Origin of the sequence: Kitasatospora sp. NPDC056531, from assembly GCF_042794375.1 — a bacterium.
In the GTDB taxonomy this organism is placed as follows: Bacteria; Actinomycetota; Actinomycetes; order Streptomycetales; family Streptomycetaceae; genus Kitasatospora.
In genome coordinates, this window is sequence record NZ_JBHTTU010000049.1 from 24,273 (window position 1) to 42,872 (window position 18,600).

Annotated in this window: 21 protein-coding genes and 2 pseudogenes; 12 read left to right on the forward strand and 11 right to left on the reverse strand. The window is 72.8% G+C overall.

Annotation, left to right across the window (positions count from 1 at the left end):
* Positions 1–597: 597 nt before the first annotated feature.
* The 3 genes from ACFQ87_RS30700 to ACFQ87_RS30710 all read right to left on the reverse strand — a co-directional run bounded on the left by ACFQ87_RS30700 (position 598) and on the right by ACFQ87_RS30710 (position 1,641).
* A complete protein-coding gene (locus ACFQ87_RS30700) occupies positions 598–1,035 on the reverse strand; it encodes a hypothetical protein (protein ID WP_380614112.1) in 438 nt (145 codons plus the stop codon).
* Positions 972–1,208 carry a hypothetical protein gene (locus ACFQ87_RS30705; RefSeq protein WP_380614113.1) on the reverse strand — a complete coding sequence of 79 codons (237 nt, stop codon included), beginning with the start codon at positions 1,206–1,208 and terminating at the stop codon, positions 972–974. Before ACFQ87_RS30705 ends, ACFQ87_RS30700 begins: the two co-directional genes overlap by 64 nt.
* A 94-nt stretch (positions 1,209–1,302) precedes the next feature.
* On the reverse strand, positions 1,303–1,641 hold the full coding sequence (locus ACFQ87_RS30710) for a hypothetical protein (RefSeq protein ID WP_380614114.1): 339 nt from the start codon (positions 1,639–1,641) through the stop codon (positions 1,303–1,305).
* Between the two features lie 168 nt (positions 1,642–1,809).
* Between ACFQ87_RS30710 and ACFQ87_RS30715 the strand changes: the two genes are divergently transcribed.
* Positions 1,810–2,040, forward strand: a complete 231-nt coding sequence (locus ACFQ87_RS30715) for a hypothetical protein (RefSeq protein ID WP_380614115.1) — start codon at positions 1,810–1,812, stop codon at positions 2,038–2,040.
* Positions 2,041–2,125: 85 nt separating this feature from the next.
* Positions 2,126–2,563 (forward strand): hypothetical protein, encoded by a 438-nt coding sequence (locus tag ACFQ87_RS30720; protein WP_380614116.1) that lies wholly within the window; start codon positions 2,126–2,128, stop codon positions 2,561–2,563.
* A gap of 126 nt (positions 2,564–2,689) precedes the next feature.
* Here the strand turns inward: ACFQ87_RS30720 and ACFQ87_RS30725 are convergent, their stop codons facing one another.
* Positions 2,690–2,983 (reverse strand): hypothetical protein, encoded by a 294-nt coding sequence (locus tag ACFQ87_RS30725; protein WP_380614117.1) that lies wholly within the window; start codon positions 2,981–2,983, stop codon positions 2,690–2,692.
* A gap of 545 nt (positions 2,984–3,528) precedes the next feature.
* Between ACFQ87_RS30725 and ACFQ87_RS30730 the strand changes: the two genes are divergently transcribed.
* From ACFQ87_RS30730 to ACFQ87_RS30740, 3 genes are read left to right on the forward strand one after another with little or no spacing between them, the layout of a single operon-like run.
* Entirely contained in the window at positions 3,529–3,993 is a 465-nt protein-coding gene (locus tag ACFQ87_RS30730; RefSeq protein WP_380614118.1) for a type VII secretion target, read from the forward strand.
* Positions 3,994–4,008: 15 nt separating this feature from the next.
* Positions 4,009–6,165: a hypothetical protein gene (locus ACFQ87_RS30735; RefSeq protein WP_380614119.1), complete on the forward strand. Its 2,157-nt coding sequence runs from the start codon at positions 4,009–4,011 to the stop codon at positions 6,163–6,165.
* Between the two features lie 14 nt (positions 6,166–6,179).
* Entirely contained in the window at positions 6,180–7,244 is a 1,065-nt protein-coding gene (locus tag ACFQ87_RS30740) for a hypothetical protein (protein WP_380614120.1), read from the forward strand.
* 444 nt (positions 7,245–7,688) lie between these two features.
* On the opposite strand, the gene tpg is transcribed toward ACFQ87_RS30740, so the two are convergent.
* A complete protein-coding gene (tpg, locus tag ACFQ87_RS30745; protein WP_380614121.1) occupies positions 7,689–8,270 on the reverse strand; it encodes a telomere-protecting terminal protein Tpg in 582 nt (193 codons plus the stop codon).
* A 154-nt stretch (positions 8,271–8,424) separates the two neighbouring features.
* Positions 8,425–8,625, reverse strand: a pseudogene (locus ACFQ87_RS30750) (cysteine hydrolase); the annotation flags it as partial.
* Positions 8,626–8,761: 136 nt separating this feature from the next.
* Here ACFQ87_RS30750 and ACFQ87_RS30755 point away from each other — a divergent pair.
* Positions 8,762–9,778, forward strand: a complete 1,017-nt coding sequence (locus tag ACFQ87_RS30755) for a GlxA family transcriptional regulator (RefSeq protein WP_380614122.1) — start codon at positions 8,762–8,764, stop codon at positions 9,776–9,778.
* On the opposite strand, the gene ACFQ87_RS30760 is transcribed toward ACFQ87_RS30755, so the two are convergent.
* The gene (locus ACFQ87_RS30760) at positions 9,753–11,210 is read right to left on the reverse strand and encodes a sensor histidine kinase (RefSeq protein WP_380614123.1); all 1,458 of its coding nucleotides are present in this window, start codon (positions 11,208–11,210) and stop codon (positions 9,753–9,755) included. The genes ACFQ87_RS30755 and ACFQ87_RS30760 overlap by 26 nt on opposite strands.
* Entirely contained in the window at positions 11,207–11,926 is a 720-nt protein-coding gene (locus ACFQ87_RS30765) for a response regulator transcription factor (RefSeq protein WP_380614124.1), read from the reverse strand. Before ACFQ87_RS30765 ends, ACFQ87_RS30760 begins: the two co-directional genes overlap by 4 nt.
* A gap of 232 nt (positions 11,927–12,158) precedes the next feature.
* Here ACFQ87_RS30765 and ACFQ87_RS30770 point away from each other — a divergent pair, with 232 nt between their 5' ends.
* The 6 genes from ACFQ87_RS30770 to ACFQ87_RS30795 all read left to right on the forward strand — a co-directional run bounded on the left by ACFQ87_RS30770 (position 12,159) and on the right by ACFQ87_RS30795 (position 16,694).
* Positions 12,159–13,526 carry a ferric reductase-like transmembrane domain-containing protein gene (locus ACFQ87_RS30770; protein WP_380614125.1) on the forward strand — a complete coding sequence of 456 codons (1,368 nt, stop codon included), beginning with the start codon at positions 12,159–12,161 and terminating at the stop codon, positions 13,524–13,526.
* Positions 13,527–13,559: 33 nt separating this feature from the next.
* Positions 13,560–14,054 carry an FMN-binding protein gene (locus ACFQ87_RS30775; protein ID WP_380614126.1) on the forward strand — a complete coding sequence of 165 codons (495 nt, stop codon included), beginning with the start codon at positions 13,560–13,562 and terminating at the stop codon, positions 14,052–14,054.
* A gap of 30 nt (positions 14,055–14,084) precedes the next feature.
* Entirely contained in the window at positions 14,085–14,849 is a 765-nt protein-coding gene (locus ACFQ87_RS30780) for an FAD:protein FMN transferase (RefSeq protein ID WP_380614142.1), read from the forward strand.
* A 165-nt stretch (positions 14,850–15,014) separates the two neighbouring features.
* Entirely contained in the window at positions 15,015–15,173 is a 159-nt protein-coding gene (locus ACFQ87_RS30785; RefSeq protein WP_380614127.1) for a hypothetical protein, read from the forward strand.
* Complete coding sequence (locus ACFQ87_RS30790) at positions 15,170–15,790, forward strand: cysteine hydrolase family protein (protein ID WP_380614128.1); 621 nt, start codon at positions 15,170–15,172, stop codon at positions 15,788–15,790. Before ACFQ87_RS30785 ends, ACFQ87_RS30790 begins: the two co-directional genes overlap by 4 nt.
* 10 nt (positions 15,791–15,800) lie before the next feature.
* Positions 15,801–16,694, forward strand: coding sequence for an SAM-dependent methyltransferase (locus tag ACFQ87_RS30795; RefSeq protein ID WP_380614129.1), 894 nt, complete (start codon positions 15,801–15,803; stop codon positions 16,692–16,694).
* A gap of 71 nt (positions 16,695–16,765) precedes the next feature.
* Here ACFQ87_RS30795 and ACFQ87_RS30800 read toward each other — a convergent pair whose 3' ends face one another.
* From ACFQ87_RS30800 to ACFQ87_RS30810, 3 genes and pseudogenes are all read right to left on the reverse strand, one after another.
* Positions 16,766–17,779: a hypothetical protein gene (locus ACFQ87_RS30800; protein ID WP_380614130.1), complete on the reverse strand. Its 1,014-nt coding sequence runs from the start codon at positions 17,777–17,779 to the stop codon at positions 16,766–16,768.
* 76 nt (positions 17,780–17,855) lie between these two features.
* Entirely contained in the window at positions 17,856–18,101 is a 246-nt protein-coding gene (locus ACFQ87_RS30805) for a hypothetical protein (protein ID WP_380614143.1), read from the reverse strand.
* A 34-nt stretch (positions 18,102–18,135) separates the two neighbouring features.
* A pseudogene (locus tag ACFQ87_RS30810) lies at positions 18,136–18,405 on the reverse strand (hypothetical protein); the annotation flags it as partial.
* Positions 18,406–18,600: the final 195 nt, after the last annotated feature.

The window sequence follows — 18,600 nt, forward strand, 5'->3', positions numbered from 1 at the left end:
AAAAAAACCCCAGCCACCCCCCGGGGAAAGCGGGAAAAGAAAAAAAAAAAGGGAAGAGACCGGGGAAAGGGGGGGGGGGGGGGGAGGGGTGGCGCCCCAAGGGGGGGGGGGGGGGCCTTGCCGGCCCCCCCACCCCCACCTCACCAAATCACCCCACCGGCGGTCGGCCGGTGGTAGTCGTTAGCGGGGGTGCCTACGTTCCGGCAGAACTGACTGTCCTCGGCGCCGAAGGCGGCTCGGTCGCTCGCTACGCCATGGCTCCCCTGGAGGCTGACCAAGGCAGCCCGGTTGCGGAATGGTTGCTGGTGAACTATCTGGACCAGTCCCTCGGCGTTTATGGTCCAGATGGTCAGGCATTGGGTGGGCTTCGCTGAAGCTGGTGATCAGGCGGTGAGGCCGTAGTTCCGCTGGTCGAGGGTGCGGGGTAGAGGCCCCCGACCAGGACCGCCGGTCAGACGCCCCGAGCCGGAGCCAGACAGCAGGAAGCGCCGGCCATGAAGCAGCTCTGACTCACCACCCGACATGCCGAAGGCGCCAGCCACCCGTGGTGGCTGGCGCCTTCGGCATGTCGCGGTCAGCTACGTGTGGCGGGGCCGCTCAGGTTGGTTCCTGCGACCGGAAGTTCCGGTCGAGGATCTCGGTCCAGGTCGGCAGGGTGACGAAGCGGCCGGCGTCGTCGGCCTGGGCCTGGACGAGTTCCAGGAGGGCCGTGACGAATGGTGCTGCGGCGTTGTCGGCCGGGATGGTAGCGGCGGCCTCATGGAGCTGCTGGTGGGCTGCGGGAAAGGCCTCCTTGGCCCTCGCGTTCTGTTCCTTGACCTTCGCGGCGCTGGCCCCCGTCAGGATCCGCTCGATCGTGTAGGTGGGGCACTTGTCGGTGTGCCAGATCTCCGTGACGGCCGTGTCCCGGCCGACGGAGATAGTGCGGACGTCGCCGCCGTCCGGTCCGGCCTGGCAGTCAAGGCCGTCGCCTACGGCTGCGGGTGGGGCGGATCCTCGGGGACAACGGCGGCGATCCGCACGGTCGGCGGCCACGGCGGCGCCGGGGCGTAGGCGAACACCACGTTGACGGCCGGTCGGCCGGACGCGGGGTCGCCCTCGATCCGGGTGGAGTACAGCTCGATGCGCTGGCCGCCCTCGGTGACCGTGCGGATCGGGCGGCCGAGCCGCGGCCGGTGCTCGAACTCGGCGCGCAGCGCCTCCAGCACTTCGCCGGCGCCAAGAGCTCCTTGGCGCGCTGGGCGGCGCGGTCGGTGACCACCGCCACCACCGGGCCGTCCGGCTGCTCCTGGTGCGGGTCGCTCACTCGGCGCCCTGCCGGGCGAGCAGGCCGGCGACGGTCTCGTCGATCGCGTCGGCGGCGTCCCGGTCGGCGGCCAGATGAACGCGGCCGCGGTAGGCGGCGACGATCTCGCCGACCGCGACCAGGTCGACCACGGTGCCGACCTCTTCCACCTGATCGAGCCGGTCTACCGGGACCCGGCGCAGCAGCTGGGCGGCGAGCTCGGCGTCCAGGCGCTCGGCGTCTCCGGGGTAGCCGTGGCCGGCGCGCAGCGCGGCTCGCAGTTCCTGCACTGTGTCCATCGGCGGCAGGCCGAGGCGGCCCCCGCCATGTCCGTGTTCGGCGGGCTGGGCGCTCATCCCCGTACCCCTCTCCGTGTGGTCTGTCCGGCGCCGGGCCGGGCCCTGTGCTGTCGACGGTAGCCGCCCTGGGCCGGTCCGTGGGGCGTTCTGGTCAGCATCGCCACCCCGTGCCGACCCGGGGCGCCGTGCCGTCAGCCGCACGGGTGTGCGACCTACGATGGGCCGGTGTCCGACACCGATTTCCCCGCTGACCTGCTCGAACTCCAGCGCCGCTGGTACGCCGCCGAAGCCGACTGGGCCGCCGACCCGACCGAGGAGCAGCGGGCCGCGTTCGCCGCGGTCGGCGCCGAGCTGTACTCCCACTCGCACTGGGCCACGGTGGGAAACCGGCACCAGGCCGAGATGAAGCTCAAGCAGGCCGCCCGCCCGGACACCGCGCAGCAACCGGCGGCCTGACCCGCCGGTCGGCCCTCTCCCGTATGCGCTTACTCCCGGGCCGGACGACGGTGAAGGGGTCGGGCGAGCACGTCGGGAGGCATCGGTGACAGATGACGTCGGGACCGAAGAGCCGGACGAGGCGCACCGCCGGCCGCCCGGGGTGGACGACGCGACCATCGAGGCGCTGGGGATGCTGACGAAGGCGCTGGAGTACACCGAGCGGGCCCGCGGACACCTGTACGCGGTGCACCACCTGACCGACGGCGCCGACCGGATGCTCGCCGAGGCGGTGCGGATGCTGCGCCAGACCGGGCACGAGGAGCAAGCCGGCTTGGTCGAGCGGGAGATCCTGGGCCGGGACGTCGTCCCGGGCATGTGGACCTACCAGCTGATCGAGGCGTACGACCGGACCTACTACCGCGTGTTCACCGCCGCTGAGGAACAGGTCCGCCAAGAGCTCGCCGCCGGCCGCCGACACTTGGCCGAGGCCGAGATGCAGCAGGCCGCCCGCTCCCGCCGCCGCGGGCACACCGCCCCGTAGACCCATGCCTTCTTTTCGGATTTCGCCGGTGAATTCACTCACCGGGCGGCACAAAAGGAAATCCCGGCCGCTCTTGGCAGCCGGGACGGTCCTATTTCGGCGACACGCGGTCGCTGTGGAGGGGTGTCAGAGCTCGATGTCCATCCATTCGACCGAGTTGATCTCGGCGTCGAGGGAGCCGGCGCGGGAGCCGCGCTGGCGGAAGTAGTGCTCGCTGAGGGCGTCGGCGAGGATCTGCTCCTGGTCGGCCTGGCTGGCGCCGGCGTCGCGGGCAGCGTAGAGCCGCTGGGCGACCGAGCCGGGCATCTTGTAGGTGATGATGCGCGGGCGGGGGTCGTCGGTGGAGTGGGCCGCCGAGCTGAAGCCGAAGGTGCCGCTGAGGGTCAGCATGAAGCCGTTCTTCTCGGCGTCGCGGCGCACCCGCTGTTTCACCCGTGGCTGCCAGGCTTGACCCGGGTGTTCAGGCGCAGCGGGATCGGCTTGGTGCGCTCAGCCCGCTCCAGGCCCTCGTCGATCTCCCGGCTCACACTGCTCCTTCCCGGCCGTCGACCCGTAGCGGCCATCCCGGCCAGGCATCGCGCTGGTACCCGCCGCAGTACGCCGGGCACATCTGCCCGCGCTGCGAGCGGGCTGTCCGGTCGGCGTGAGTGCAGGTCAGGGCGGACGGCTTCCAGCCGGCTGGCCGCGCTCAAGTGAGGGTGCGCCCGAATGTTGGCGCACCCACACCGTCCCGCCGGCGATGGACGAGCCGATCGCGCCTGCCAGGCGCACGACGCCGGGGACCTGCCCGTGTCAGAGAAGCGACCCGCCGGTAACAAGACCTCCACGCCCCGGCCCGTCTCCCCCACCCCACGTGCAACCGCCGCTGCGGAGAGTGCGTCAGTACACCGACAGTGGGGCACGACACGGTCAGCGTGTCGCAGGGCAAACTGCCCCCACGCAGAGGGAAGGAGAGCTACACACCCATGGGAGAACCCGACTTCACCACCGGCCCGGTCGCCCCGGCGGCGGCATCGACACCCGGCACGCCGCCCAGCACCTCGCCGTACGCCAATCCCGCCAAGAGCGACAACACAGCGCCCTGGTACGCCGCTCCCCCCGGCATGGCGACCACCCAACTGAACACCCCGCACGAACTCGCCGCCTCGGCCGGGATAGCCCGGCAGATCGCCACCGAGCTCAACCAGGCCAACAGCAACAGCGGGCCCCTCACGCTGGGCCTCAGTGAGTACATGAGCGCCGCGTCGGCAGGTACCTGCGGTTTCGCCTTCAGCAGCGCCGTCACCAGCTGCACCGAACGGTGGCTGAAGCAGTGCACAGCCCTGCACGACCGGATCGACGGGATCGCCACCAACCTCGACACCGCTCAGCGGACGTACACGGCCAACGAGGACAAGAACGCCCAGCTGTTCGGCACGGCAGTTCACTAAGGGGGAACCGGGCACATGGTGTCCTTCAAGCAGTTATACGAAGCCCGTCCGGACGCGGTCACGGAGGCGTCCGAAGCCTGGTCCAGCATCGCCAAGACCCTCACCACCCTGGACGGCCGGGTCCGCAAGGACCTCACCAGCACGGCGCAGCGGGCCGGTTGGAAGGGCGTGGCGGCGGCCAACGCGAACTCGGCGCTGGAGGGGGTGGACACCGACTTCAAACAGGCGTCGGCAGTCGCGACCGCCCTCGCCGCGATCATCACCACCGCCGCCGAGGAGTTCCGCGCGGCCCACAACGACCTCCTCACCGCGATCTACGACGCGAAGACCGAGGAGCTGACCGTCACCCCCGATGGCGAGGTCTGCTGGGCCCCGCTGCCCGGCTCGCGGAACGACCCCGACGGGGTCGAGGCCGCCAAGAAGTACAACACCGAGATGCGGGCCAAGGCCGACGCGATCTCCACCCGCCTCGGCAAGGCCGTCGACCGGGCCACCGCCGCCGATCAGACGGCCGCCGCCGCCCTTCAGAGCGACATCGGCACCAGCACCACCTCATTCAACCCGAAGCCGTACGGCGCTGGCCCGATCGCTGACGCCAACCGGGCCAAGGACCTGATGTCCAAGGCCGGCAGCCTCTCCGATGACCAGCTCAAGCAGTTGCAGGCCCTCATGGCCGCCAACGCGGGCAACAAGGACTTCTCCACCACACTGCTCAACGGCCTCAACTACGGCGGCAAGACCGGCCCGGACGCCCTGCTGGAGTACTCCAAGGTCTACGGCGACCTCGCCCACGGCAACCACAACGCCAAGGGCTACCAGGACGTCTACGGCAACCTGTCGACGGTCCTCGCCACGGCCACCCGCGACGGCGGCATGGGCAAAGCCTGGGAGGACGGCCTACTGGCCGCCGCCCGCCGCCCGGGGGCGTCCGCGGCGGGGTACAACGACAACTACCCGGCGCTGACGGCGCTGATGGGGGCGAAGGGGACGTTCGACAAGTCGTTTCTCCTCAAGGTCGGCAACGACCTGGTCGACTACGAGCGGAACAGCAAGACCAAGGGCGAAGAGCTCTGGGGGCCGAACTGGAGTGCCCTCACCAACCAGACCGACCCGATGGGCGGTCTGATGACTGCGCTGAGCCACGCCCCCGAGGCGTCGAAGGACTTCTTCGACCCGGCGAAGAGCAAGAATCTGGACTACCTGCTGCACGAGCGGAAGTGGCCCAACCAGGGCTACGAGCAGAACCAGGTGGACGACCTCGTGCGCGACACCTCCCGAGCCGCGTTCGGCGACGCCCTGGAGGCCGCCACGACCGGTCGGGACCCGCACGGCAACCAGCCGCCGGTCCGTCCGCACGACAAGGTCATGTCGCAGATCATGGACGAGACGATGAAGTCCTTCGCTGGCAGCGGCCCCGGGGACAAGGCCAGCCTACCGGCCGCGCTCCGTCGACCGATGGCCGACATGATCGCCGACTACGCGCCGGACATGCACGAGATCCTGGGCAAGGAGCTGGCCGGCCCTGCCCAGCCGGACGGGCTCACCGTCCAGCGCGACCAGTTGTTGCGAGTGATCCGTGGCGCCGCTGAGGATCCCGCCTCCTTCGCGATCATCCACGGCGCCGAGACCCGGGAGATCGCCCTCCGTCTCGGCGACTACGGCCCCGAGGCGTTCAAGCCCGACGCGGTGGGCGGCGCGAACCACAAGCTCCACTCGTTCACCCAGGAGGCCGGCTCCGCCCTCGGCGCACTTGACGCGGTGTACGCCGACACTTCCTCGGATCACACGGACTCCGAGAAGGCGAAGGCGGACTGGGACGCGAAGATGAACTACCACCTGCTCGGCACGCCCGCGAACCTGCTTCCGACCGTCTCGAACGTCCTGCCGTTCGGCGACATCGCGCAGCGCCTGGTCGATGTCGGGACCGCCCAGTACGCCAACGACGCCAAGGCACTGGCAGACTCCCAGCTTCAGGGCAATCTGAGCTCCCACTTCTCAGCGGGACAGAACCAGTTGAACAAGATGATCGACGAAAGGGTGGCCCGGTTCGGGACGGACCCCGCTGCCGCGGACCTGACCGGGAGCGTGTCGCAGCAGCTCAAGACGGACGCGCGCACCACCTACAACGTCGCCATCGACGGCACCTACCGCACCGTGTTCGGGCGGTCGTGAGGATGGTGGAAACGATGCGCAACGACCGTCCCGACGACTCCGACAGCCCTGACGGGCGCATCGGCGCGGCGCTCGATCGGCGCGGGTTCACCACCCGAAGACTGCGCGTGCGGCTGGCGGTGGTGCTGTTGGCGCTGTCTCTCGTACCGGTCGGGGCGGTGGGGTTCGCGCTGTACCGGCTGACGAACCTCGGCGGGCCGGACAGCGTGTGCGACGGGGCCGTCACCGCGGACGAGGTGCACGATCTCCTGGGGTCCGGGCGGATCAGCGAGGACAAGGGACGCTACTCGGCGACGAAGGACTTCACCGGGAACAGCTGCTCCGCCACGGTCCGATCCGGCCTGTTCGAGACTTCCGAGAAGGTCGTACAGTTCGACATCGTCCTTAACATCGGCGACGGCCCGGGCACATTGGCCGCATCGGATGCCCGATTGCTCTCCGGCGAGACGGCCGGCTCGGTGACCCCTGACGTCGCGTGGGCTGTGCTCCCGGATGGGTGTCAGAAGGGCGTGCGCACCGCGGTGTTCACCAGCGAGAAGGGCCATGACGAGGCCAGGGCCGCCCTGGCCGTGACCTTCGCCAACGGGGTGGCCAAGGCGCGCTCGTGCGGAGGCCGGAAGCTGTCGCCACCGAGGAGCCTGTCGGCGAAGGGGGCCGAGACGGACCCGGACTGGGCCAACCTCTGCGGCCTGCCCGGGTTCGCGCCCGCGAAAAACCCTGAGGCCCAGTGGCGCATGCCGCAACAGGTCACCACCGCGTTCGGCCCGATCTGGTCCTGCACGATCGGCGGTAACCCGAGGTACGACAGCCGGGCACAGGTCTTCGCGATCACGACCGAGCCGCGGACCACCGCCCTGACTCAGAAGGACGGCAAGGAGTCGTCCGATGTCGGACGGGCCCGCTGGGTCGCGGGTGGGACACTCGTCGCCACCTGCCAGGGCAAGGACGTCTTCTTCACCGTCAACGGCGGCTACGCGAACGGCCTCGAAAAGCCCTTTCTGTTCCCCGACCAAAAGGACCTCGTACGACAGTTCCTCGCCGCCGGGGGCAAGGCAATCGGCTGCGAGCCGATTCTCTGATCGACTCCGTCGAGGGGCCGACTCTGTGACGGCCCCTCGACGGACGGATCGAGCGATGGCCGGCCTCGATAGCGATCCCCGGAGCGGTCGCCCTGCTGCGCGATTCGCGAAACGGCTGGCGCGAGGCCACCGAGGTCGGTGGTGAGGGCGCTGTCGTACGCCTCGATCAGCAGGTCGGCGCTCGCTCGGGTGGCCAGGGGTAGGGCGGCCGGCGGCGGTCGTGGTCGGGCTCAGCTCGGCCGTCCGACAACCGCCCCGTCCCACCTGTCGGCCGCCACCGTGCCGCAGCCGATCACGACAGCCAGATGCAGCACCGCGCCGCGCCCGCCGATGGCAGGCGCATACACGGCCTGACCGCCCAGGATCGGGAACGCCGCACCTGCCGACCTCCTCAGAGAACGAGCGCCGTGCGCGGCTGTGCACACCCGATGCCAGCACCAGGTCCTACAGCTCGACGTCCATCCACGCGATGGCGTTCAGCTCGACGTCGAGGCCGCGGGCGCGGTGGCCGTTGTCCTTGAAGTAGTGCTCGCGCAGGCCCTCGGCGAGGATCCGCTCCTGCTGGGCCTGGGTGGCTCCGGCGTCGCGGGCCTCGTACAGCCGCCGGGCGACCGAGCCGGGCGTCTTCTGGGTGATCATCCGGGGGCGGGGGTCGTCGGTGGAGCCGCCGGCCGCGCTGTAGCCGAAGGTCGCCTGGATGTGGAGCATGAAGCCGCGCTGCTCGGCGTCGCGGCGCACCCGCTTCTTCACCCGCGGCTGCCAGGCCGCCCGTACCGCCCGCTCCACCTTCGCCGCGTGGGCCTTCGTCATGGGGATGTCGCCGGTCAGCTCGCCCTCGGCGAGCGCGGTCAGGGCGCGGGCCCAGCGCTGGGCGGTGCGCACCGAGACTCCGGCGGCCTGGGCGAGGCGTTTAGTGTCGTTCTTGGCGACCTTCTCCCACAGGAACTTGACCCGGGTGTTCAGGTGGACCGGGATGGGGCGGGTGCGCTCGGCGCGCTCCAGGCCCTCGTCGGTCTCCCGGCTCATGGGGCATCAGGTCCTTCCCGCCGCCCCGGCCGGGACGGCATCATGTCGTATGACAGTGGAGTGGGGGGGGGGGGGAGGGAGGGGGGGGGGGGGGGGGGGGGGGGGGGGGGGGGGGGGGGGTGCGCCCGGCCCCGCTCCCCGGCTCGGGTCAGGCCAGCTCGGCCACGGTGGCGCCGGCCGCCCGGGCGCGCGCGAGGAGGTCGGCGGCCGCGTCGAGGGCCTGCTGCCAGCCGGTCAGCTCCATCACGCCGCGGGTGTAGGTGTTCTGGTAGTCGACCAGGATCAGGGTGGCGGCGCCGAGCCCGGCGGGCTTCTCGACGAGGCCGGTGAGGGTGCGCAGGGTGGTCGTGGGCATGGCTGTACCGCCTTCGTCGGGTTCGGGATCGGGGCAGGTCACGCCGGGTGCGGCCTGCCTCTGGAACGCTACGGGCGGACTCCACATGGCGGCAATGTCGCCTAACATGCAGATTCCGACATCGAGGGGGCCGGCTTTGAACACAGCGCAGCGGCTGATCGTCATCGTCCTGTTCGAGGGCGTCGACCTGCTGGACGTCACCGGGCCGCCGGAGGTGTTCTCGCTGGTCCGGCGGGAGACCGGGGACGCGACCGGCTACCGGGTGGTGCTGGCCGCCGAGGGCCTGGAGCCGGTCACCACCGCCGCCGGGGTGCGCATCCTGCCCGACCTCACCTTCGACCAGGCCGCCGAGGGCGGCATCGACACCCTGCTGGTGCCCGGATCGGTCGAGGTCGACGCCGAACGCCGGGTCCGGGCGCTCACCGACCCGGCGGTGGTCGAGCACATCCGCCGGCTGGCCCCCCGGGCGCGCCGGGTCGCGTCCGTCTGCGTCGGCGCGCACCTGCTGGCCGCCGCCGGGCTGCTGGACGGCAGACGGGCGACCACCCACTGGTCGACCGCGGGCCAACTCGCCGCCGAGTACCCGCGGATCGAGGTCGACGCCGACCCCATCTTCATCCGTGACGGCGGGGTGTGGACCGGCGCGGGCATCAGCGCCTGCCTGGACCTCTCACTCGCCCTGGTCGCCGAGGACTTCGGCGAGGAACTCGCCCTGCGGGTCGCCCGGCAGCTCGTGATGTACCTCAAACGCCCCAGCGGCCAGAGCCAGTTCAGCGTCCCGCTGGAGCCGGTCTCCGCCACCCGGCGGATCGAGGAACTGCGCCACCACATCCGGCGCCACCTCTCCGGGCGGCTCACCGTGCCGGACCTCGCCGCCCACGCACACGTCAGCGAACGGCAGTTGATCCGGATCTTCAAGACCGAGCTGGGCACCACCCCGAGCGCCTACATCGAGTCGGCCCGGGTCGAACTCGCCCGCCACCGGCTGGAGTCCACCGACGACACCCTCGAACGCGTCGCCACCGCCTGCGGGTTCGGTACCACGGACACCCTGGTACGCGCCTTCCGCCGCCGGCTGGACACCACGCCGACGGACTACCGCCAGCGCTTCCGTACGGTCGCGCCGGTCACACCGCCGGCAGCCGGACGGTGAACGACGTACGGCCGGGCCGGCTCGCCACCGTCACCGTGCCGCCGTGCGCCTGGACGACGGCGTGGACGATGGCCAGGCCGAGCCCGGTCGAGCCGGTGGCGCGCGAGCGGGCACGGTCGCCCCGGACGAAGCGTTCGAAGACCCGGTCCAGCAGCTCCGGGGCGATCCCCGGGCCCTCGTCGGCGACGGTCAACTCGACGTGACCGTCAGCCGGTTCGAGGCTCAGCTCGACCCCGGTTCCGGGCGGGGTGTGGGTACGGGCGTTGGCCAGCAGGTTCGCCACCACCTGGCTCAGCCGGTGCTCGTCCCCGGACACCAGCACCGGCTCCTCGGGCAGGGCGAGGCGCCAGCGGTGCCCGGGACCGGCCGCCCGGGCGTCGGCGACGGCGTTGAGCGCGACCCGGGTGAGGTCCACCTCCGCCTCGGCCAGCGGCCGCCCGGCGTCCAGGCGGGCGAGCAGCAGCAGGTCCTCGACGATCGCGCCCATCCGCAGCGCCTCGGCGTCGATCCGCTCCAGCGAGTGCCGCACCGGCGCGGGCACGTCCCCGGGGTGGCGCAGCGCCAGCTCGGCGTGGCCGCGTACGGTCGCCACCGGGGTGCGCAGCTCGTGACTGGCGTCGGCGGCGAAGGCGCGCAGCCGCTCCTCCACCGCGTGCCGCCGGGCGAGGGCGTCGCCGACGTGCCCGAGCATCCGGTTGAGCGCCGCCCCGACCCGGCCGACCTCGGTGCGCGGGTCGTCGTCCGGCACCCGCTCGGCCAGCATCACCTCGCCGCTGGCCAGCGGCAGGGCGCTCACCCGCTCGGCCATGCCCACCACCCGCCGCAGCGGGCGCAGCGACCAGCCGACCCACACCGCCCCGGCGGCGCCGGCCACGGCGACGGCGATCGCGAAGACGGTCAGCTCCAGGGTCTCCAGCCGCTCCACGGTGTCCTCGGCCGGGCGCAGCGGCAGCCCGCTGACCAGCACGTCGCCGTCCCGACCTGCCACCGCGCGGACCCGGTAGCGGCCCAGCGTCCCGCCGAGGTCGAGGGTGCCCGCCGGGCCGCCGACCGGCAGGGCGGCCAGGGCGTGCTGCTGGGCGGGCGAGAAGGCGACCCGGTCGTCCTCGTCGTCGGGGTTGTCGGCGTCGTCGGCGTCCCCGTCGACCACACCGGCGGCGGTGACCCGGCCGTCCAGCAGCCGCACGCCCAGGGTGCCGGGGGTCTGCGCCCGGGTGTCGGGGCCCGCGCCCGTGCCGGTGTGCTCCAGGCTGGCGGCGTAGCGGCCGCCGGCCTCGGTGAGCTGCTGGTCCAGGCGGTCGACCAGGAAATGGCGCAGGGCGGCCGCGGTGGCCAGGCCGACGGCGGCGCAGGTGACCACCAGCAGCACCAGCAGGCCGGCGATCAGTCGGGCGCGCAGGGTGCGGGGCAGGAGCTTCCGGGCCAGGTTCACGGCGCGGCCTTGATCAGGTAGCCGGCGCCGCGCACGGTGTGGATCATCGGGCTGCGGCCCGCGTCCACCTTCTTGCGCAGATAGCTGATGTACAGCTCCACGATGTGCGCCTGCCCGCCGAAGTCGTACGACCACACCGCGTCCAGGATCTGCGCCTTGCTGAGCACCTGCCGGGGGTGGCGCATCAGGTGGGCGAGCAGCGCGTACTCCGTCGGGCTGAGCTCGACCGTCTCGCCGCCCCGGGTCACCTCGCGGGCCCGCTCGTCCAGCACCAGGTCGCCGAGCACCAGCGCGTGCGCGGGCACCGGGCGCGGCCCGGTGGGCGGGGCGGCGCGGCGCAGCAGCCCGCGCAGCCGCACCACCACCTCGGCCAGGCTGAACGGCTTGGTCACGTAGTCGTCACCGCCCGCCGCGATGCCCGCGATCCGCTCCTCGACGGCGTCCCGGGCGGTGAGGAACAGCACCCGCACCTCGGGCTGCCCGGCGTGGACGCGGCGCAGCACCTCCAGGCCGTCCAGGTCGGGCAGCATCATGTCGAGCACCACGGCGTGCGGACGCCATCGGTCCGCCGCCGCCACGGCCTCCAGACCGGTGGTCGCGCCGCGGGCCTGCCAGCCCTCGTAGCGGACGGCGCCGCAGACCACCTCGACCACGTCCGGTTCGTCGTCGACGACCAGGACGCGCCAGTCCGGGCGATCGGTGGCGGTGTCGTCCATGAGGCTCCTCGGGTCTGCGGTGGGCACCGTTCATCCTGGCCTGCCGCGATGAGAAACCCGTGAGATCACCGAGATCGGTTCGTAAGCATCCGTATCGACTCTGACCTGCGCCGATGATGTCACCGACGGGTGTCGCGGCGGCTCCGGTTCAGAGGTGACTCAGAGCTTGCGGTGCGATCGTGGACCGCCTCGGCGGGGCCGCGCCACCGCCGGGAGCTGAGGAGGATCCCCGATGACCACTGCCACCGTGCCGAAGTCCCGGCCGGGCGCCGCCGGCCCGCGCCACCGGGCGGCGCCGCACCCGCCGCTCGCCCTGCCGCCGCGCGCGGCGCTCGGCCTGATCGCCACCGGGACGCTCGGCGTGCTCGGGCTGTGGTGGGTGAACACGCCGGAGGTGGTCGGCACGGCCGGCTGGCTGACCGGCGCCGGGCGGATCACCGGACTGCTCGCCGGATACGCGGCGCCGGTGCTGCTGCTGCTGATGGCCCGGCTGCCGCCGGTGGAGCGCGGGGTCGGCGCCGACCGGCTGGCCCGCTGGCACGCCTTCGGCGGCCGGTGGCTGGTGTCCCTGGTCACGGTGCACCTGCTGACCGTCATCTGGGGCTACGCGCTCACCGACGGACGCGGGCTGGTCGACGAGGGCGTGGAGATCGTCTTCCACTACCCCGACATGCTCAAGGCGAGCTTCGGCACCCTGCTGATGCTGGGCACCGGCGCCGTCTCCGCCCGGGCCGCGCGCCGCCGCCTCTCCTACGAGACCTGGTACTACCTGCACCTGGCGACCTACCTCGCGGTGGCGCTGGCCTTCGCGCACCAGCTGACCACCGGCGCCGACCTGGGCGGCGGGCCCGGCCAGGCCGCCTGGTACGCGCTCTACTTCGGGACGGCGGCGCTGGTCGGGTGGTTCCGCCTGCTGTGGCCCTGGCTGCTCGACCGGCGGCACGGGCTGCGGGTCGCCGAGGTACGACCGGAGGGCCCCGGCGTGGTCTCGCTGTTCCTCTCCGGCCGGCGGCTGGACGAACTCCGGGCCGAGCCGGGCCAGTTCTTCCGGCTCCAGTTCCAGGCGCCCGGGCTGCGCTGGGCCGCCAACCCGTACTCGCTGTCCGCGCCGCCGCACCCGGAGTTCCTGCGGTTCACGGTCAAGGACCTCGGCGGGCACAGCGCGGCCGTCGCCGGGCTGCGCCCGGGCACCCGGGTGCGGGCGGAGGGTCCGTACGGAGCGTTCACCGGGCGCCAGCAGCGCCGCCGCCAGGTGCTGCTGCTCGGGGCCGGCGTCGGGATCACGCCGCTGCGGGCGCTGTTCGAGACGCTGCCGGGCCAGGTCACGCTGGTCCAGCGGGCCCGGCGCGCGGAGGACGTGCTGTTCCGGGCCGAGCTGGCCGAGGTCGCCCGGCAGCGCGGCGCGGCGGTGCACGAGCTGCTCGGCCCGCGGGAGCAGGTCGGGGACCTCGGGGCGGCGCTCGGCCGGCTCGTCCCGGACCTGGCCGAGCACGAGGTGTACCTGTGCGGGCCGGAGGCGCTGGCCGAGGAGGCCGAACGCGCGCTGCGGGCGGCGGGGGTACGGCCGGGGCGTATCCACCGCGAGTCCTTCGTCTTCTGAATCCGCTTACGTACCTGAGGAGTTGTTCCGCTCATGCGCCGAGCCGTCGTCACCGGTGCCGCCACCGCAGCCGGGGTGGTGCTGCTGCTCTCACTCAAACCGCACCAGGCGGCCGGTCCCGCGCCGGTGATCAGCTCGGGGGCGGGTTCCTCCGGATCCGACTCCGGCTCCGCCTCCGACTCCGGGCCCGGTTCCACCGGTGCTTCCTCGGCTCCCTCGGCCGCGCCCGCGCCGGCCTCCTCCGGCGGCACCACCCGGAAGATCAGCGGCGACACCGTGAACACCCGGTACGGCCCGGTACAGGTGCAGGTCACGCTCGCCGGCAGCCGGATCACCGCCGTCGACGTGGTCAAGTACCCCACCGAGGAACGCCGGGACCGCGAGATCAACACCAGCGCCCTGCCCGTGCTCAACCAGGAGGCGATCTCCGCGCAGAGCGCCCAGATCGACGTGGTCAGCGGCGCGACCTACACCAGCGACGGCTACGTCCGATCGCTGCAGAGCGCGCTCGACCGGGCGAAGAGCTGAGGCCCGGTGCTGCGCCACGCCGAGCCCGTGATGGGCACCGTGTTCTCGATCGCCGTCCGCGATCCGGGCCCGGACACGCCCGGGGCGCTGCGGCGGATCGTCGAGCGGCTGCACCGGATCGACGCGGTGTTCTCGACGTACCGGCCGGAGAGCCGGATCAGCCGGCTCGGGCGCGGTGAACTGGCCCTCGCGGACTGCGATCCGGAGGTCCGCACGGTGCTCGCCGCCTGCCGCGAGGTGGCGGCCGAGACCGACGGCTACTTCACCGAGCGGCCCGGCGGACGGCTCGACCCCAGCGGCTGGGTCAAAGGCTGGGCGGTCGAGGAGGCGGCCGCGCTGCTGCACGCGTCCGGCGCCCGGCAGTACTGCGTCAGCGGCGGCGGGGACGTGCAGACCTGCGGCGGTCCGTGGCGGATCGGCATCGCCGACCCGCGCCAGGACTCCACGGCCCCGGGCCGGCTCGTCGCCGTACTGAGCGGCCGCGACCTCGCGGTGGCCACCTCCGGCACCGCCGAGCGCGGCTCCCACATCCTCGACCCGCACACCGGCCGCCCCGCGGACGGACTCGCCTCGCTCACCCTGGTCGGCGCCCCGGGCACCGGCATCGCCCGCACCGACGCCTGGGCCACCGCCGCCTTCGCCATGGGCCCCGAACGCGCGCTGGCCTGGGCCACCCGACGGCCGGGCATCGAGGCGCTGGCCGTGCTGCCGGACGGGACGAAGCGCTGGACGCCCGGCCTGCCGCAGCACCTCCCGCCGTCCGGTCCGGCCGACTGGCAGCTCGCGACACGCTGACCCGCCCGTCCAACGTCCGTATCGCTGAACCGACTTCACTCCATCAGGTGAACCCCGCGATCATGCCTCGCCCGTCGCTCCACCATGGTCAATAGTTGGGAGACCGATCGGGTACGGAACGCCCGGTCCGACCCCACCCGAGCCGAGCTGGGTCGAGGAGGCCATGTGACACCCGTCGTCGCACGCGCGGTCGGCCGGGGAGCGGACGCGGAGCCCGCGACCGTCTTCGAACGCGTCCCGCACCGGATCGCCGCCGTGGACGCCGCCCGCGACGCGCTCTCGGATCGCGCCCCGGTCTGCGCGCTGCCGGGCCCGGACGCATGAGTGCCCCCACGGGCGCCCCGACCGGCCGTACCGCACTGGTCGTCGTCGACCTGCAGAACGACTTCTGCGCCGGCCCGGTGGCCGCCGCCCGCTACCCCGGCGACCCGACCCGGCTCGCCACCGTCGCCGCCAACACCGCCCGGGCCGTCGAGGCGGCCCGGGCGCACGGCACCGAGGTGGTCTTCGTCCGCTTCATCGGCGATCCGGTCCACCAGGGTGCGAGTTGGCGCCACCGCGACGCCGTGCTCGGCAAGCGGCCCAAATGTCTGGACGGCAGCTGGGGCGCCGAGTTCCACGCCGTGACCCCGGCGCGGGAGGAGGCGGTGTTCACCAAGCCGGCCTGCTTCGACGCCTTCCTGAGCGAGGGCTTCGAGGCGCACCTCGTTAGCGGCGGGGTCCAACACCTCGTACTGGCCGGAGTGTTCGCGGACGTCTGTGTGGACAGCACCGCCCGGACCGCCTTCCAGAAGGGCTTCCACGTCACGCTCCTCACGGACTGCACGGCGGCGCTGCACCTGCCGGACGAGGCGATCCTGGACTTCATGCGTCGGGTCTACGGCGCCCGCGTCACCACGCACGACCGACTCGCCGTCTGGACACGGCATCCCGAGACCTGAGGAGCAGCCCATGGGTGTTGGCGTAGACGAGATCACCAGTGCGAACGAGGGCGTAGCACTCACCGCCCTCCTGGTCGCCGCCGCCCGCGCGATCGAGACCCACCGCCCCGACGCCCTCGCCCGGGACGCGTACGCCGAGCACTTCGTCCGTGCCGCCCCCGCCTCCGCGCGGTGGCCCGTCCACCCCCGGGACGTCCCGGAGGGCGACGCCGATCCGCTCTGGGGTCGGCTCGGCCGCTACTTCGCCCTGCGGACCCGGGCGTTGGACGACCAACTGCTGCGCGCCGTCCAACTCGGCGCTCGCCAGGTGGTCCTGCTCGGGGCCGGCCTGGACGCCCGCGCGTACCGGCTGGACTGGCCGCCCGACTGCGCCCTCTACGAGGTCGACCGCCCCGGGGTGCTGGCCTTCAAACAGCGGGTGCTCGACGGCCTCGACGCCCGGCCTCGGGCGACGCGCCGGGTGACGGTCGAAGCCGACTTCCGCACCGACTGGGCCGCCGCCCTCACCGCCACCGGGTTCCAGCCGGACCAACCGACCGCCTGGCTCGCCGAGGGTCTGCTCCCCCGGCTGCCCAGCGCGGTCGAACGCGACCTCTTCGCCGTCGTCGACCGACTCAGTTGCTCCGGCAGCACCTTGGCCTACGAGGCCGAGATCGGCGGGGAGTCGGCAGCGGTACGCGACAACCCCGTCCACACCGCCGTCCGCGAACGCACCGGCGTCGACTTGCTCGCCCTCTCCGACGCCGAGCCCCGCCCCGACACCCCCGCCGACCTCACCGCCCGCGGCTGGTCCACCACCGCCCACACCCCGTTCGAGTTCACCCGCCACTACGGCCGCGGCCCGCTCCCCGAACCGGACGACACCCTGGCGGCCAACCGCTGGGTCTTCGCCGTCCGCCCCTGACCGCTGAGGCCCCTCACGCCCCTACACCCCTCACGCACCCCGCACCCCGCACCCCGCACCCCGCACCCCCGCTACGCACGCTCCTGCTGCGCCGCCCGCCAGGCCTCCCGCGCCACCAGCGGTGCCAGGTACGACCAGCGCCGCGAGCCGTCCGGACACACCCCGCCCTCGACCAGCGCCGACACCGCCCGGCGGGTGAACGGCAGCCACACCGCCATGTCGTGCTCGAAGGTGCTGTGGCAGGCCTCGCGCCGCCGGTCGATCTCGGCGGCGTCGAGCCGCGCCCGGACGGTGGCGACCAGCGTGTAGCAGGAGGCCGGCTCGCTCCAGCCCAACCAGCCGATCACCGGCGACCCGACGTCCTCCGGCAGCAGGCCCAACTCCTCCTCCAACGCCCGGTACACCAGCGCGTAGAAGTCCTCGGCCGCCCCCGGCTCGTCCCGGTACTTCATCGTCTCGTTGATCCCGATCGTCCACTGCGTCGGAAAGGTGTTGACGGCCAGTGAACGCCGGAGCAGCAGCAGCTTCCCGGCCCGGTCCCGCACGGCCACGCAGGCACTCACCATGGTCGGCGGCGCGACGGCGACGAACGCGGTGAGGCCCTGCCCCAGCGCCTCCCGCAGCAGCCGACCGGCCTCCGGGTCCTCCCGCCCCAGCCGGGTGGTGGCCATGCACTCCGCGTAGTCGCTCTCGGCGATGCCCACCTCGCACACCCGGGCCGCACTGTGCTCGCCGTGGTCGACCGTCAGCCGCGCGATGTACGCCGTACGCCCCGCCGCGCCAGCCGCTCGCTGCCGCGCCACCTCGTCGGCCCAGCCCGTGCGATCCAGCGCATGTGGGCGCTGCAGCCGCCCCTCGTACCCGGTCACCAGTGTCCCCGGCGTCAACGGCCGCGCCGCCGACCAGGTGATCAGCGGCACCAGCCCGTCCGCCGCTACGTCATGCGCCCGAGCCCCCGCCGTCAGACTGCGCCGCCGCACCCGCGCCAACGGGACCCGGGACCCGCCGAACTTCGCGAAGTCGTACACCAGGTTGGTCACCACCCCGAGCAGCAGCGCTCCCCCGATCCCCAGCAGCCACTCCACGCGGTCCCCCAACTCTCGTGCCCGACCGCCCCATTGTGGCGGCGCCGACAAATGACGGAAACCCCTTTCGGGGCTGTCATGCGGTCGGCAGCCAGCCGATCTGGTTCAGCGTTCCGTGGAGCCAGTTCGGGATGACGTACATGCCTCGGCCCGGCGGGAGGGGCTGGGGCGCGACGGTACCCAGCAGGTGGCCCTCGTCGGCGTTGCCGGAGAGCATCACGCCGTGGGGGCCCAGGTCGCGCAGGGCCCGCAGGAAGGAACCGGCGGGGCGGGCACTTCCGGCGCCCGCCGTGTGGCGGGCGACGATCACACGCAGGCCCAATTACCGGGCGCGGGGGAGGTACTCGACCAGGGGCGGCGTGTTCGGGGACGAGCGGCGGCCAGCCGATCCGGTCGACGGCGTCGCGGTCCATGCTCTCGGCGAACAGGTGCTGCCACCGTTCGCGCCAGGCGGTGGTCGGCACCCAGGGGTCGGCGTAGCGCTCCAGGGAGCGGACCACCACCGGGTGGTGGTGGCCGAGCCGCTGCCCGTAGCGGCTCGGGGACCACAGTTCGGCGCTGTGGCCGAGCAGCGGTTCGGGGAGCAGGAACTCGATCCGGACCGGGTCGTGCGCGGCGGCGCGCATCTCGACCAGCAGCGCCGACCAGTCGGCCAGTCGGGCACTGCCCTGGGCGATGAGGTCGTCCTTGGCGAGCGAGGCGGTGACGGGCAGCGCGTAGTGGTAACTGACGCCCCAGTGATGCGGGTTGGTCGAGCGCAGCCGTCAAACCCGGTCCGCCGACGCCGACCGGGCCTTCGTCATGCCCTCCGGGACCCCGGT